The organism is Paenibacillus agaridevorans (assembly GCF_003112455.1).
Classification (GTDB): Bacteria; Bacillota; Bacilli; order Paenibacillales; family Paenibacillaceae; genus Pristimantibacillus; species Pristimantibacillus agaridevorans.
Map to the genome: position 1 here is coordinate 166,681 of NZ_BDQX01000171.1, position 17,120 is coordinate 183,800.

Annotated in this window: 10 protein-coding genes; 4 read left to right on the forward strand and 6 right to left on the reverse strand. The window is 46.7% G+C overall.

What is annotated here, in order from left to right; genetic code table 11:
* From PAT3040_RS37095 to PAT3040_RS15765, 6 genes are all read right to left on the reverse strand, one after another.
* A partial coding sequence (locus PAT3040_RS37095; RefSeq protein ID WP_108993499.1) for a discoidin domain-containing protein occupies positions 1 to 4,929 on the reverse strand: 4,929 nt, incomplete at its 3' end.
* A gap of 192 nt (positions 4,930 to 5,121) precedes the next feature.
* Positions 5,122 to 6,747, reverse strand: coding sequence for an ABC transporter substrate-binding protein (locus PAT3040_RS15745; RefSeq protein WP_108993500.1), 1,626 nt, complete (start codon positions 6,745 to 6,747; stop codon positions 5,122 to 5,124).
* 55 nt (positions 6,748 to 6,802) lie between these two features.
* A complete protein-coding gene (locus PAT3040_RS15750; RefSeq protein WP_108993501.1) occupies positions 6,803 to 7,684 on the reverse strand; it encodes a carbohydrate ABC transporter permease in 882 nt (293 codons plus the stop codon).
* A gap of 16 nt (positions 7,685 to 7,700) precedes the next feature.
* Positions 7,701 to 8,681 (reverse strand): ABC transporter permease, encoded by a 981-nt coding sequence (locus PAT3040_RS15755; protein WP_108993502.1) that lies wholly within the window; start codon positions 8,679 to 8,681, stop codon positions 7,701 to 7,703.
* A 277-nt stretch (positions 8,682 to 8,958) separates the two neighbouring features.
* The gene (locus PAT3040_RS15760) at positions 8,959 to 11,262 is read right to left on the reverse strand and encodes a helix-turn-helix domain-containing protein (protein ID WP_108993503.1); all 2,304 of its coding nucleotides are present in this window, start codon (positions 11,260 to 11,262) and stop codon (positions 8,959 to 8,961) included.
* Between the two features lie 92 nt (positions 11,263 to 11,354).
* Positions 11,355 to 12,794, reverse strand: coding sequence for a glycosyl hydrolase family 28 protein (locus PAT3040_RS15765; protein ID WP_108993504.1), 1,440 nt, complete (start codon positions 12,792 to 12,794; stop codon positions 11,355 to 11,357).
* Between the two features lie 411 nt (positions 12,795 to 13,205).
* Here PAT3040_RS15765 and PAT3040_RS15770 point away from each other — a divergent pair, with 411 nt between their 5' ends.
* From PAT3040_RS15770 to PAT3040_RS15785, 4 genes are all read left to right on the forward strand, one after another.
* Positions 13,206 to 13,856, forward strand: coding sequence for a GntR family transcriptional regulator (locus PAT3040_RS15770; RefSeq protein ID WP_108993505.1), 651 nt, complete (start codon positions 13,206 to 13,208; stop codon positions 13,854 to 13,856).
* A gap of 201 nt (positions 13,857 to 14,057) precedes the next feature.
* Positions 14,058 to 14,879, forward strand: a complete 822-nt coding sequence (locus PAT3040_RS15775; protein ID WP_181376645.1) for a metallophosphoesterase family protein — start codon at positions 14,058 to 14,060, stop codon at positions 14,877 to 14,879.
* 42 nt (positions 14,880 to 14,921) lie between these two features.
* Positions 14,922 to 15,707 (forward strand): tyrosine-protein phosphatase, encoded by a 786-nt coding sequence (locus PAT3040_RS15780; RefSeq protein WP_108993507.1) that lies wholly within the window; start codon positions 14,922 to 14,924, stop codon positions 15,705 to 15,707.
* A gap of 29 nt (positions 15,708 to 15,736) precedes the next feature.
* A complete protein-coding gene (locus PAT3040_RS15785) occupies positions 15,737 to 17,062 on the forward strand; it encodes an ABC transporter substrate-binding protein (RefSeq protein ID WP_108993508.1) in 1,326 nt (441 codons plus the stop codon).
* Positions 17,063 to 17,120 lie beyond the last annotated feature (58 nt).

Below are 17,120 nucleotides of genomic sequence, written 5' to 3' on the forward strand. Positions count from 1 at the left end.
AAAGATCCCGGTCGCCGCATCGAAGGACGCTCCTTGAGGCAGATTCTGCGCGCCATACGTAACAGCGTCGTTCGTATTTACCGCTTCGACTTTAATGGTTAGCAATCTCTCCGCAACGATGGACCGGCCTCTCAGCGATTCCAGCACTGGCATGCCTTCGATGTAGTCCAACGATTCCATTGCGTTGAGCAACTGGTTCGCTGCTGCATCGATTGCCTCTTGGGCTGCATCTGCATCGTCCAATACGGTTGCCGCATTGGCCGCTTCCGTTGCAACAGCTTGCACGCTTTCAACCGTATAAATGCCGGCCTCATTCACTGCGGATGCTTCAGCCAGCAATTCCGCGAGCAGCGTCTTGTCAATGCCAATTTCAAGGAACTCGATCTCTTCAAAGTTCACGAAGCCGCTATGGTCGTCGTAAATGCGAATATAACGGTAGGGCGTCCTGTCGGGATTGAGGGCAGAATACCATTCATATAGACCTACCCCTTTAATGCGATGCAAATCCGTCCAATTCACTCCATCATTCGAGCCCTTGAAGACGATTTCGTTGATACGGGCAGTAGCATCCCTTCTCGGCAAGTAGCGGAACGTATCCACCATTTTTTCGTTCCCTGCGCCAAAGTCCACATCTACCCAGCTTTCCTTGGACCTGGTATGGGCAATCGTGGCGGGATTTCCATCAAATAAGAACCAGGCGTTCTGTTCCTCGGAGATGTTATCGTTCTGCCAGAACTTCTCGGAGGCTCTGGCCATCGATGGCTCCACCTGTATTTTCGTCAGCAGCGTCCGAGACGAAACAAGCAGCTTCTTCGCGTCATAGATTTCGTCAATCAGCTGCGCCTCGTCAAATTCGTTCTCCATCATCTCCGCTGCAATACGATCCAACTGCTCATGGTACAGATAGAAGCTCGCCTTTGTATAGTCGTAGGCCGGCAAGCTCTTCGCTTCTTCCATCACCGTCGCAATCGAGTCAGCATTGACGGAAGCGACAGCCGAGAACGGTTGAGGGGAGCCGTCGTCGTGAACGGGCAGCACCTTGTAATACACGCTTCCATACCGCAGAGCGTCCCGGAATGGCATCGCTCTTGCACCCGTGAGGACCTCCTCCCAAGGGGAACCGTCTTCCAGCTCGGTCGTACCAGGCTTGAATACCGGATCGGTCAAACTCGCCTCCTCATCATAGGTGCGGTATACGTTGAACCATGAGGCATGCTTTGGTTTATTCCAATGCAAAGTGATTTGATCTTTATCCTTTTCCACAAACGGCATCAGACTCTCTCTCGGCATAGCCGATACGGTTACTTCGCTGAATGCCGCCTCTTGAGTCGAAACGAGTCCTGTATAATAGGCATATGGAAATAAACTTTCTGACATCGCGACGTATTCCCAATCGACTCCGTCCTTCGATACAAAAGCATAGGCGATCTGCGAATTATGATGCCACAATAGCTTGATATAAGGATAGTCGTCGACATGATACCCTTTAACTCCATGATTGAACGGACTTACAGGTTTACCGCCATTCCACACCACGAAGGATACTCGATTACGATCCTGCAATACCAGGTTTCCTTGGTCATCCGCGCCGAAATATAGATAACGGGAATTTGCAGAAAGCTCTTCCCTTAACATAATACCGCTGAGAGCGCCGCTATTCTGATCAATTCGGGCACTAATAGAGCTATTGCCAACGGCTGTCTGATGGACAAAGTGGAAGGAATCCTGAATATCTCTTTTATAGATATTAAAATCATCTCCTACACCCAGGCCATTTCCATCCGCATCCTCGATTGTTATCCCATCGCCGTTAACCGTTGCGCTGCCTTGGGTGGTGCCAATGAAATCCTGCTGCCATGGAGAAGCAAGATTTTTGGATGCGGCATCGCTCAGATCTGCTTTTGCGTGCCATGATTCCCAGCCTGATCCATGTTCATTCACGGCTTCCACTTTATAGTAATATTCTTTCCCGCCCACCACATCGGTGTCTTTATAGTGATTGCCCGTTAACCCATCTGCAATCACGGCATACGGACCCTCTTCCGATTCGGAACGTTTGAGGGTATACGTTTTTCCTCCGGCAGTCGTTTTCCATATAACATCTACGCTACCATTTCCTTCAACCGCTTTGGCAAAATCAACATGATTTGGTTTTGGAGCCGGATCAAATTTGTTTGATAATTTTAGAATCATTCCTCTTTCAGGTCCAATGGTTACTTTGCCATTGACTACCGGAATAGTTGTTTTAGATACAAAATCGAAGATCTCGTTTCCTGTATAATCGGAAGGCAACTCCACCTCAAAGGAACGTTCATTTCCGTATTCAGCACGAGTGGTATTCGTGAGGATGAAATACTCCCCATATCTTGCAGCCATTAAATCCGTCAAAGATGAATAGGGATGATCGACTTCAAAATTGTCCCGGACTACTGTACCAACCCCTGGCTGATAAGCAATGGGCAATATTTCACCTGCCAGGGCTGAAGGTGCGAATCCTTTGAGTGGCGGTTCTCCTCGCTGGAAATAGACATCCATATCTTGCGATCTGATGTAGTAATCTTCATATTGCAATTGATTATTGTGAGCAATCTGCACCAATCGCACATACTCAGGCGTGACAATATGAAGGTTTCCAGTTCCCGGAAATGCCATGTTATTCTTCGATAGCGACCCGAACATTCTAAAGTCCCCATCTCGCATGGAGATGAAATTATTATCTACATCGATCCATGCAAACTGTTCATAGTCCTCCGGATTCACACCTAATGCGGCAATCTCTTGTTCTGTATAATAATCGAAATCGGTCTGGGGAAGGACAACCCCGGCCTTAACATCATTAAATCTTGCATAGTCCTTCCGGGTATTGAATATATACTCATAGGTTTCACGCAGATGGAAATCCCTCGAATTCAAATCGCCCATTAAGCGATTATCCATCTTCATCTGCTGTACGGCCCCTACGGTATATCTGGCATAGTCCCAATACTTCTCCCATTCCGGACCGCTATATCGTTCCTCATGATCCGCCATATATTTTTCTAAATACGCATAGGACGTGCCATATCCGAGCATTCTGGCGCCATACGCAATCGTTCTGGAAGGCATACCCCCATTTCGTTCATCTAACGGGGAATTCATCGCTAATAGTCGTTTGCCCTCATCATCCAGATCAGCGATTCGAGTCCATAAACGACCATAAAAGCTGTTAAGAGCTTGTTTCAGAAGCTCATCATTGAGCGCTTCATCCCCAGGCTGATCCAAGGTTCGATAGAAGTATTCCAAAATATAATTGGTTACTTCCCCATAAATACCTACATAGTGATTTTCTCTTCCCAATCCGCCTTTGGTTAAATTTGTATGTTGTTCTCCATAAGGCTTGCGTCGAACGACGCGGCCCTCTTCATCCAATTTGCTTTTGGCGAGACCTTTCCCGACTATGTGTGTATAATCATCCGTAAAGACAGCCGAACCATCATGAGCAAATAAAGAATGATAGAGGTCTAATTCTTCCGCATTAGGTCCCACCAATACTTCTTCACCTAACCAGGGTTTTATTCCAAATATTTCGAATAAAATTTGATGACTGCGCTCTTTCCCTTCATAAAATTCGGACCCTACCATTCTGAGCCCTTCATGAGCTTTCCATGCGCCTTCGTACGTATAGAATACTTGATTCGTAATATACGATTGTCTGGAACGGGCGAAATCAAAATTAGCCTTCAGCACTCGTTCCCATGCCATGCGGCGTGTTAATGCTTCCCCATTCCACCCTGCGCTGGCAAGAGAAAATTCGCCTTCCACCGTTCCTGTATCAAAGGGTTGATCCAGGAAGGCATTATATTCTTCTTCTCCTAACACATCTTCATCAAAGATCAGGGTTTCCGCAAGATATAAAGCCTCTCCCAGTTCGCCGTAAAAGCCTCCCCAATCCCCTTGATGTCCTCCGCGAAGCACCATCCTTGTATCTTTGTAATAATTTTTCGTATGAACGTCAATGGCTTGGAACATGCGCATTAACGCTTCACGTTTCGCTTCCGGGGTTTTCATTGGAGATATGTCGTCTTTCAAGACCAAGGCATAATAACGAAGAGCATTTGTGTATTTCGCGATATTTAACGTGTTGTTCGGATTTTGTCCAAGATGGTTATAATGATTCATAAAGGTGGTAATGGGTTCTTGGCTTAACTGCGCAACCTTTGCTTCAATTTCCTCAAAGGTATCACCGGATTTCAGTACGGTCCCCGGTTCCTGACCTTCTTTAAATTTATACCCCTGCACTTCATCCTCTACATCAATATAAGCCTGGGTATGGGTATAACCGGTATAGTACCCTCTTGATGGTTGTTCTACCTTCCCCCAAGGAATCGTTGTATTGATTGTGATTTCAACGATTTCCTTCCCTCTCGTCGACTCCAGAGGAAGCACAATGGTGCTGTATATAAATTGATTCGGTGCTCGTTCGCCACTTAACAGCGGGGAATAATCTCCCCCTTTGAAATACCCGATCTGTTCGCCATTGATCACAATTTGTGCTCGAGAAGACATCGTCTCATCCCCGGCAAATTTAACCGTAAAGTAATTTTGCAGATACGGATCCACCTTCATCGAGAAGGTTAAAAAACCTCCGGTTTCTGAAGCAGGAATACGCGGCTCAGATACTCTGGCCTTCTCACCTAAAAAACCGGTGATCACGCTCGTAAAGTCCCCCCTGAAATTGTGAGCGTTTTCAGAATCAGGATTACCGAAGTCGATCTTATCCAGAATGCCTTTAGCTGGATCAGACTGAGCGGGTTCAGTCTGCGAATCTTCATTAGCCGCGAAGACACGATTATTCGGCGCGGGGACAAGCAATTGCAACAGCATGACTGCCGCCAGACAGACGGCCAGCGCGCGCGCCGCCCAGGTTGTTTTCTTGTTTTGCAAAATCATAAGTGATGTCCTCTCCTTACATCATTTTTTTGGCTTGCTGCTTCTTTCGCCAACCCCAATCTTGCTTCGTATACTCTCGTATTCTTTTCTCTCACCTCCCTTAGGGATGGAAGTACATTAGGAGCAACTAAAGATTTGATTTAGCTAAATCTCTAGGTGCTCCTAATTTATCATGATGTAAGTTCCAGTATTTTAATTTTTCTGAGCGAGGAAGTCGTTGATTTGATTTTTTAATTCCTCTTTGATTTTTTCTACGCCCGAATCCTTCAGATCCTTATTCATCTTCGCCAAATTATCTTCAACTTCGCCGAAACCGGACAATAAGAATGGAAGATACTTATCCATGACGGTGTTGGATTTGGCGATTTCATTTTTTACAGGCTCTGGGTCAAATGTAAATCCTGCCAATACATGTTTCTGATACGTGTCCGGCTTATATTGATATTCCGTATATTGTTGAATCTGCTCCGGCAATCCGGCTGGAATTCTGGTCAATGTCGGATTCCAGGTCAATTGGTAACCAGGGAACGAGTAATTTTTTGCCGGATCGACACCGTCCGGAACTTTCCACTGGTTCTCTCCAACAGCCTCCCAGTTTTCGCCTTCGATACCGTAAGTGAATAAGTCGTTGTTTTCCTGGCTAGAGAACAGCCAATCCAGGAATTCCATCGTTCTGTCGATTTTCTTGGAATTAGCAGGTCTTGCCACGAAATTCCACGCCTTGCCGTCCGTGGATTGCGTTCCAGGCGTCATTTCCTGATTGTTCTTCATGATCGGCCAGAAACCGATCTCCGCATTCGGGTTCTTTGCCTTTTGCTCGGCTTCTTTCCCCTTGAAACCGCCTACAGTCAAGTATCCTGCAGCTTCAGGCTTACCTGTTCCAGTCGTGTTCGTCAAGGTATCTACCGGAATAAATGGGTTAAACCGCTTCGCTTGATTAAACTGGTTCATCAGATAATTCAGACCGTATTCGGGATGAAAGTTAGCCCATTCGGATGCCGGGTCGCCATAAGCCGCCACACCCGCAACGGATTTCCCGTCATCGGCGATTTGAACGTAAACAAAATTTTTCTTCGGATTTCCTTGGCCGGTGAACGGAAATACTTTCCCCTCCAGCTGTTGTGCATTGATATCGGTAAATAATTTAAAGAACGCCGTATTTCCATAGTTTCCAAACGGGATCATGTCTTTTTCGTTTTCTTTTACTTTTTCCAGGAAGTTATACAAATCGTCATAACTGCTGATCTCGTCCATTCCATACTTCTTTAATAAATCTTTTCTGTACCATACGCCCTCCATATCCATGAAAGAGTTGGTAATCGGAATGGCATAGGTTTTGCCGAAGAGCTTGTTATCATTGATATACTCTTCGGAGAAAGCCTTTTGAAGTCCAGGATATTTGGGGTTGTTAAAGTATTCGCTTAAATCCGCCAATACGCCGTCTTTGGCGAATTTAGTCAATTCCCACGGGACAAACAGGTCGACGTCTTCTCCTGAAGTCATCCATAATTGATGTTTTGTTCCATAGTCGGCAACCGGTGTCCATACCACATTCAATTTCGTATTAAGCGTGTCTTGCGTCCGTTTCTCGAACTCTCTAAAGGCGGGATCGACATCGCGATAATGCCCGTTCTCATTCCCGAAGAAACGAATATTAAGCGTAACCGGATCCTTCTTGGCTGCAGGATCCGTACCTTCTGTCGGACTGCTGGTTGGCGCCGTGCTTTCAGAAGGCCCGTTGGTTTGCTTGCTGCATGCTGCGAATAAAGCAGCTAGCATCGTGACGGCAAGCAACGTGACTAAAAACTTTTTCTTCATTTTTTTTCCTCCCTTTTATTGGTCCATGCATATATACTAAACCGCTTTTGCGGGTTTAGCCTTTAACGGCTCCAACTACTAACCCCTTAACAAAGTACTTTTGCACAAATGGATAAACAAATATAATAGGGCCTGTAGTGACTACGGCTGTAGCCATTTTAACCGTATTTTTGGGGGCAACATAATTAATCACAGCTCCTTGCATGTAATCCATTTGATACATAAAGTCCACTTCTCTCAGTACCTTCATGATCAGATATTGCAAGGAGTACAGATCTTTATCGTTAATATAAAGGGTGGCTTCAAACCACTTGTTCCAGAAACCGAGTCCATAAAACAATCCGATTGTTGCCAGTGCGGGTTTTGCCAATGGAAGGATGATTTTAAATAAAATATAGATGTCATTCGCTCCGTCTATTTTGGCGGACTCAGCCAGCGAATCCGGTATTTGATTGAAGAAATTTCTTAACAGAAACATATTAAACGGATTAATCAACGCCGGTACAATATAAACCAGGATATTATCGCTTAAACCTAAATATTTGGAGATAAGGAGGTACGAAGGTATCAAACCTCCGTTAAACAACATCGTAAAAAAGACGAAAAAAGCAAATTTGTTTCTGTGGGTAAACGTTTTGACGGAAAGGGCATAAGCCATAGCGCTGGTAAGGATCAGGCAAAGGAATGTACCCGCAACCGTGATAATGATCGTTGTCCTGTATGCGGTGAATATGGTGTTATCCTGAAAGATGACCTCGTAAGCAAATAACGAGAAATCTTTTGGAATAAGAGAAAAACCGGTTAATTGTACAGCTTTTTCGCCCGACAGGGAGCTTGATATAATAAGGATAAAAGGCACAATGCAAAATATTGAAAATATGGCCATGAACACATAAGAAAATAGATCTATTGCTTTATTCTCCAAGCTGCTCTTCATTTTCAATCTCCTTCCTTTAAAAAATGGCAGAATCCGAATCATATTTCCTGGCCAAATAATTCGCTACAAATACGATGACTAAACCTACAAGAGATTGATAAAATCCGATCGCGGCAGTCATGCTCATTTCATTCATTTGCCTGAGCATTCTGAATACATAAGTATCAATGACATCGGTCGCCTCATACAAACTAGGGTTGTCGCCTACAATCGCATAGATCATTCCCAGATCTCCGTGGAATATGCCTCCGATGCCAAATAAGGTCAATAGAACGGCTGTTGATCTAAGCTGCGGCAACGTAATCTTTGTAATACACTGCAACCGGCTTGCCCCGTCAATTTTGGCAGCTTCATACATACTCTGGTCCATGCCTGCTATAGCTGCCAAATAGATAACGGAGCCGAAACCCGCATCTTTCCATATTTTTAAAACAACCAGTATGGCAACCCATAAATTCGGATTGGAATAAAAATTGATTTCCTCTCCTTCCTGAATAAAACCAAACGTTTTTAGAATGGCATTAATAAAACCTACATCCGTCGACAATAATGCAAAAACAAACATCGACACCAAGGTCCAGGAAATAAAATGCGGCAGAATGACAACAGATTGTGTCGCTTTCTTATAATGTTTGGATCTGATTTCGGATAAAACAATGGCAATCAGGATCGCAAAAAACAAACCGGAAAAAAGAAACAATAGGTTTAAATACACGGTGTTCCAGGTTACGACCAGCCAATCCTTTGAGGAGAAAAAATACTCGAAATTTTTCAGACCTACAAATTCACTTCCGAAAAGTCCTTTCATCACATTAAAGTCTTGAAAAGCTAAGATGATTCCTACCATCGGCAGGTATGAGAAAATCACAAAAAATAAAACGCCTGGTAAAACCAATAAGTATAAATATAAATTTTGTTTCAAATCCGATAGGAAGCTCTTTTTTTTCTTCTTCATCACTACGCGGTCCGCTTTGTTACTGCTCAATGCTACACTCATACTGATCATCCTCCCTATATGCTAAGCAAATCTCATGGCTCGCGTCGTGGTCACACTGAAAGCCCTTTCCCCTATGACTCTAATGGTACATTTATGCTCGTTCAAGTTCGCGTTTTATCAATCATGACGTTTTGATTGTATTTGAACCGGTTCGAAAACACGCTTCAACGTATCCCGATGCTATTTGAACTCCGGCGGATTACAAGAAAAAAGAACCGACAGCTTGGATGACTACATCGACATAGTCATACCGCTATCGGTTCTTTGTCCTTCCCCTTTACTCATTCGAGGTTCGCTTGCTTGGACTCCCGTTGTCTTGGATACTCATTCTATAATTCTCCGGGGTTTTGTAAAAGTGTTTTTTGAATATGGTAAAGAAGTGCTTGCTATTCTCCGGATACCCAACCGCTTCCGCGATCCTGCTGACAGGATCATCCGTTTCAAGAAGAAGTCTCTGCGCTTCCGACATCCTGCATTGTGTAATATAATCGGATAATGATACACCTGTTATCTCTTTGAATATAGACCTGACATAATTAGGGGACAGCTCTACATGGTTAGCTACCGATTCCGTCGAAATATTTATGCTATTATAATGCTTTCCGACATAATCCTTTATTTTATTCGCAATCATGGATTTTACATTTTCTTTTGCGTCATTGCCTTTTGTCTCTATAACCCTGGAGCAAAGGGAATACAGATACGTTTTGATTTCCTCCAACGTTTCGCAGGTCTGAATTTCGGCAATAAGCACCTTTATGCTGTACTCTCCATTCTCTATGCTAGTCTTGGCTATACCGCTTAGTGTCCTTGTGAGCAAGACGGCTAACTGAAGCACCGTGATTTGGATTTCATCCGCGCTGGATAAGACAAGCCTTTCAAAAAACTCGTTGAGGCTTGTGTCCATTTTTCGCATATTGCGTTCCTTTATCGCTTCGATCATTCTCTTCTCAATCTCATAAGGATAGTCATGGAGACCCTTATTGTCTCGTTCGGCTATATCACCATATTCTATGACTGCTTTTCTGCCGTAAATAATGCGATAATTCGAGGCTGCCAGCGCATGCTGGAAGGATTGTCCGATCCCTTGCACCCCTTCTGCCATATCGCCTATTCCCGCAGATACCGAAATCTTCAAATATTTTTCTACCTGATCTTGTATTTCCATTGTCGAATCGATGATATGACTCACAATCTCGTCGCTTCTATCCTTTACATTTATAATCATACTTACATAATCGTATCCGTTATCGATGCCCTCTACCTTCAATCGTTTTTCCCTGAAGAATTCGCTGGCAATATTAAGAATTGCAAATTTAACCAATCTTACATCTTTCGACCATTTACCTGATAGAACTTTTTCGAGCGAATCCATCTTAAGCACGAGGGTTACGTAGTATGGATCGTCGAAGCTTACCCCGCATTCCGTCCTATAATCGTTGTCGCGGATTTTATCGTCGGTTTCCCCATCAAGCAATTTGCCCAACAATGCCTTCTTCTTATCATTCAATAGCCGGTTTGAATCCAGTCTGTATTTATGAAGCAATTTTCGAAACGGATTATAAATACTCGAAGTAAACAATACAGCCAGAACGATTCCAGCAAGGATGAAAATAATCGTTAATATCAATAAAGTTCTTTGCATCGAATAGGCCGACAACAACAGCTTGCTATAATCGCCTATGCCTATAAATATCAAGCCTAGATGTTTTGCTTTCACATAGCTGACAAGGGACTCCCTGTCATTAATCTTCGTTATAAAGCTGCCTTTTTCATCATTTGACAACATGATTTGTTTGGCAAAGCTTTCATCGGAAAGATTTTTATTGATCATGGAAGTGTCATCATGCGACAATACATTACCGTCTTTATACATGATCAATACTTGATTAAGATCTCCGGCGCTCCCGCTGGTAACCATCTCCTGCAGAACTCTTTCATTTAAATTAATGACTAATGACGATTCGACTTCACGCTGACTTGAAGTATTGGTTAGAATCAACGTCAAGAAATTTTCGTTTATCGTTTTGTTGTTTATTACATAATCCACTTTTCTTGTGAAATATTTACCCGATACATTTTGCTCTTTGTTACTGAAAATATGAATTATATCTTGATCCAAGAAATCTGCTGTGGACTGAATCCCTTCTCCTACCTCGGATATATTGAAAATGACCCTGTCCGTCTTCGAATTATAAAGATAAATGGAGCGAATAAGCGGATTTGACTTCACGTATTGCCTTAATTTCCGCAATACATCTTGATCGGCGAATGCGTCTGATTGATCAACATACAAACCATAATTAAAATCGCTATCCACACCGTTAATAAATAACTGATAAAAGTTATAATAGACATTTATGAGCATTAAATCCGCAATATAATAGGATTGCGATATAAAATTTTCAGAAGTATGACTGACTTGCTCTATACTTTTATTGCTGTAAGTACGAAATAGTACAAAAGAAAAAACGGTTAACAGTACGATAACAATAACTAAATAGGAGGATAAGATTTTGATCAACAAAGGATTTTTCCTAAAGAGACGTATTAGCCTTCCCCCTGTACGTTCTACCTTCATCTGTCTATCCCCCTCGATATCTCTATTGGGAGAACGAACTGGGAGACTGATCTTGTATGCAGTCCCCCAGTTCGCTCAGAACTGTTATTTAGTCATTTACGAAACTGAATGCCATCGGCGTGCTCATTGATGTCGAAATGTCCTTGCTCCGCATTCAAAATCAATTCACCATTTATATGCAGATTTGTGAAGGTGACACCATCCACAGTCCTTTCCCGGTCGAACCCGTAAATTCGGTTTTTGTTTTCATTTCTTCCATTATAGGTCACGTTCCGGAAATGAATGTTCTCAATCCGTTTACCGGCAACGGGGTTATATTTCTCGTTCCATACCACACGGATGTCCAAGAGCTGGCCCAGCTCAAAATCCTCCACACGGATATTGTCGAAGGTGACGTTCCGTACCGTGTTATTATCGCCGGCGTTAATATTCATGGCTCCCCAATAACCAGGCTGGGGCTCATGATGCTCCAATATATCGATGTTGCTGAACTCGATATCCTCGATCAAGTCGCCGCCCCTGCGGTAGTCCCCATGTCCGCCGATATTCATCGCATGGGCTACGTCAGCCCAAAGGACGGAGTTCTTGACCCTTACGCAGCGCGAATCCCCTTTATAATCCCAACGGCTTCCGTATACGGCTATACAATCGTCGGACGTCCGCAGGAACACATCCTCGATCTCGATATGCGAGCTGGACATCATGTCGATGCCGTCGCTCCAGCCCCTCGTGCTGAAGGACTTGAAGTTGCGAATCCGGATATGCTCGGACTTGCCGATGTAGATGCTATAGTGCGGCGGGTCCAGCAGCACGATTCCTTCCACGCTAATATGGTTCGAATAGGTGATCCTCACACCCCGGAACGCGGAGAACCGGTGGAAATCGGATAAATACAACACGCCTCTGCCACGAATCGTTACATCCTGCACATGGTCGCAGACAAGCGAGCCGACGACAATGGCGCCGCCGGCGATATAGACGGTTTTCCCCGACGGGATGCGGAAGATCGTCTCCTCCAGATAGTGCATCCCGGGTCCGAAATAAATCACGTCCGGCGCCGCGCCTCCCGGCTCCTTCGGACTGCCGGCCAACTGATAAACATCCTCCATCCGATGGATGGCAGGTTTCAGAAACAGTACATTCGGAGCGTCCGCTTCCGGCGGATTCTCCTCCGGAGCATTCGAGAATAGATGAAGATTGCCGAAGCGGTCACCGTTCACTTCAATGGACAGCTTGCACGGTTCATTCAAACGGAAGGTTATTGCCGCTCCTTCTACCTTGAACGGAATTTGTTTCGAGAGAGGCCGGATAACGACTTGCCGTACGATTTCCTTCCGGCTCTCGACCCTTACCTCCACGCTTCCTTCCATGTCGAAATAGGCCATGGAGGCCCGTCTCACGTTATGCATGTCCACCTTCGTCTCATATACGAAGAGCGGCTGCCAGTTTTCCCCGGCAGCACGGACGCTTACGATAAAATCATCCCGGCCAACCGCACCTGCAGGCGCATCCCAAATCTTTAAACAGCTCAACGAAGTTCTCCTCCTTGAAAGCAATCATTCCAAATACCGTCTTCGTAACCTTGTCGTAACGGTAACACTGAAAGCCTCTTCACTATCACTTTAATATCATACTTACGAGTGTTCAAGTTCTCGTTTTATCAAAATGCCGATTTGATGGTTTTTAAACTGAAAAAGCCGGCATCGCCGGCTCCTCATCCACTACCGTAACCCGAGTACTCGACCACCGTAAGACTTAACTCAATATGAATACCCTTCGGATCGGTCACAAACTTGATATTACGTATTCACCTAGCACTACGTGCAGGTTCATTGCATGATCTGGTTCGTATCAGGAATTGTCTGGTTGTCAGCAATTAGGTTGTTCCCTTATACTATTGAGTATTGCAGGTATGAACTGCTCGAGAATAGAGGAGCCATCTTATGTCCGAAATACCGCTTGTCGATAAAGCTTACCAATCTATACGCCAACAGCTTCTGGACGGAGCGCATCTGCCCGGAGATTTGTTCTCGGAGAGCGAGCTAGCCGAGAAACTCGGCATGAGCCGAACCCCGGTCCACGCCGCCGTATCGCTGCTCGAGAAGGAAGGGTTCGTCCAAACGCTGTACAAACGGGGCATTCTGGTCAAAGGCATCGACATTAAAGATCTGTATGATATTTTCGATTTGCTGGGCGCGTTGTACTCGTTCGCCTTGGACCGAATGGCTCAGGGCATGTACGAGTTGGACTTAGAGGCCATGCAATCGCATTACGATCGGCTCGTGAAGGCAAGCGAGGAGCAGAAGTACCGCGAGTATTACGAGAACGGCTTGATGTTTATGCGTACGCTGCTTACGGCTCTGCAGAACCGGTATATGATCGATACGTTCGAGCTGCACAGAGATAAGCTACTGTACTTCGTCGTCGCCTACCGATTGACGAAGGGCAATAACCGCCCATATACGGGGAGGAAGCTGTACAAGGAAATTCTGGATCATCTCTCTAATCAGAACTATATGGAAGCCAAAACGATCATTCAGCAGCATTCGCGCAATATGCGCGAGGATTTGCTTCGCCACGGTTATATGACTTGAATAATCCGAATGCACGCCCGCTCCATTATATGCCATCACTTTCATAGCCTTCGGCGCATGATGCGCCGAGGGCTTTTTTGTATTTCTCGTAAATCGGGGGCGGCTTGTTTATAAAATCTAATTATTCATTTAACACTAGCCTTACATACAACAAATATGATTCTTGTATGCAAGATAAAAAGCCAAATGGAGGGAAATCAAATGAATCCAATCAAATTCGTTCACCTCACCGACACGCACATGAACGCACCGCACACGGAAGGGCCGTTCGTCAAATTCAATCTGGCGGATAAAGTCAGTCAGGTCTTCGCGCATATTCAGCAGAATCGCGTCAATCCATCGTTTGTCGTCATTACGGGCGACTTGTCGCATGAAGGCAACACGGAGGACTACGAATACATTCGCGAACTTGTCGATGAAGGATCGTCCTTACTCGGCATTCCGGTCTACGTGGTGCTTGGCAACCATGACCATCGCGCTCCGTTCCGCGAAGGCTTCTTGAAGGAAGAGCCGTCCGAGCAGCCGTACTACTACAGCCATACGATTCAAGGACTTCGTCTCATCGGCTTGAATTCTCAGACTCCAGGGCACCATTATGGCCGTATCGACAACGAACAGCTCGCATGGCTGGAGGAAGAACTGAGCACGCCGGCCGAGCGCGGTACGATCATCGCCCTTCACCATCCGCTGCTGACGATCGAATCGATGCCGGCTGAGCATGTGCTGGCCGACCGCGAGCAACTAGGCCAAGTGCTAGCCGGAACAGACGTTGTCGGCATCGTGGCGGGCCATGTTCATACGAACAATGTCGGCACGTACAACGGCATTTGCAGCATCGCGGCGAACGGCACGGCGTTTACCGGCGAGTTGGCGGACGATGACCACTTCAGCATGGTGGACTACTGCAGCTACAATGTGGTCAGCGTCAATCCGGAAGGCGTGTCGGTTCAGACCGTTGTCATGCCGGGGGGCCGGGATGAATATCTTCGTTTCCCGCTTGCCATGCTTGCCGCTCAGCACTAATCGCTCGTCCCATCCAATAATATTCGACAGGGAGCCTTAACCATGACTAATGAATTAATGCCAGCTTGCCTGCTCCCCCTTCAGGGGGTATATAATTTCCGCGATATGGGAGGCCTTCGCACGACGGATGGCCGTACGGTCAAACAAGGGCTCTTGTTCCGCGCCGCCGAGCTGACCGGCCTAACGCCTGACGATCATCTGGCCTTAGAGGGGATTGGCCTCAAGCATGTGTTCGACTATCGCAACCGAGCGGAAGCTGAGAAGAAGCCGGATCCGCAGATCGGCCAAGCTGTCAATCTCCGAGTCCCCGCGAATGCGGGCGCCGAGGATCAGCCGGATTTGGACCTTGCCCAAATGTTCGCGCAAGGTCTGCATAAGCAATTCTCGAAGGATATGCTGGACCGTCTCTACACCGATCTGCCGATTCGGAACGCTTCGTACAAGCAATTGATGGAGCTGTTGAAGTCGCCGGCATCGAATTTGCCGCTCGTTCATCACTGCGCCGGCGGACGTGACCGTACCGGCATCGGCAGCATGCTGATCCTGCTGACATTGGGCGTTCCGTACGAGACCGTGATGGAGGATTATCTATTGTCCAATGTGACGCTGGCCGGGTTTCATCGGCATATGTTCGATATCGCGGCTCAGTATGTGAGCATGGATGATCTGCGCGAAATCGAAGCTGCGATGAAGCTGCAGGAGCGCTATCTGAACGCGTCGCGAAACCGTATCGATCAGGAGTACGGCACCTTCGAACGGTACCTCGAAGCCGAATTCGGCATTGATGACGAGGTGCGTCAACACATTCAAGCCTATTGCCTGGAATAGTCCACAATGAAATCTGGAGGAATCGATTAATGAAACGAATTGCGAAACGAACTATGACGCTTGTCTCGTTAGGCGCCATGATCGGGCTTAGCGCTTGCGGCGGTGCAAGCGGCGACAACGTCTCGGCGACGCAAGCGGAGATGGGGACGCTCGATCCGGCCAATCCGATAACAGTTGCCTTCTATTCATACAGCCTCGCCTATCCGACGATGAAGCCGGGGATGGAGCAGTTGATCAAGGAATTCAACGAAACGATCGGCAAGGAGAAAGGCGTTATCGTCGAGGGCGTGCCGGACGCGACGATGCAGCAGTATAAGGCGGATATCTCGGCCGGCAAGGCGGTGGACATCGTCCAGCATCCGTTCGGCACGCTCGACAGCTCCCGCATAAGCCTTGGCTTCAAGGCTTACGAGGACACGTTCCCGCAAGAGGAGCTTGAGAGGCATCTGGAGGGCATATCGCCTAACGCGCTCGAGCTGGGCAAGATTGATGGCAAGATGTACGGGCTGGCGTTCACGTTCAGCACGCCGATCGTGTTCATTAACGGGAAACTGTTTAAAGAGGCAGGGCTCAATCCGGAGCAGCCGCCTGAGACATGGGAAGAGATTAAAGCAGCCTCTCTTCAGATCAAAGAAAAAACCGGCAAGGACGGCTTCGGCCTCGCGCCTAGCAACGGCTGGATAACGGAGGGGCTCATCCTCAGCAACGGCGGACAAGTCTTGTCAGACGACCGCAAAGAGGCGCGGTTCGCAGGCCCGGAAAGCACTGAAGCGATCAGCATGTGGAAGGACCTGTACCAGAATGGCGCATCGGCTGTCGGCACGGAAGCCGAGCTCTCCGAGCAATTTATGGCGGGCAATCTGGGCATGTACGCTTCCTCCACGGCGCTCCACAGCGGCGCGAAGCAAGCGGCCGACGCAGGCGGTTGGAAGCTGTACGGTGCGGGCATGCCTCGGTTCGCCGACCAGGAAGCCGTTCCCGTCAACTCGGGCAGCGTGCTGGCCGTGCGGCCGGACAGCTCCAATAAAAACGCGGCGGTATGGGAATTCATCAAGTTCGTGACCGGCGACAGAGGCTACACGATCATTACGTCCCAGGTCGGCTACTTGCCGCTTCGCACGGGGCTGGCCGATGATCCGAACGGCTTGAAGGACTTTGTCGAGCAAAATCCGCTGTATAAGATCAACCTGGAGCAACTGAAGAAAATCAAGCCGGTGGCGATCTGGCCGGGCGACAACGCAACCGAAATCGCAACGTTGTTTACGGATGCCATCGTCAAAGCCATTACATCGGAAGATGATGTCGCGGATACATTGACCAAGGCCCAGGACGCAATCAATGGCATGATCCAGTAATGCAGCCATACAGCAATACTCGGCAAGACGCAGTTCTTTGGACAAGGGAGGGATCGCG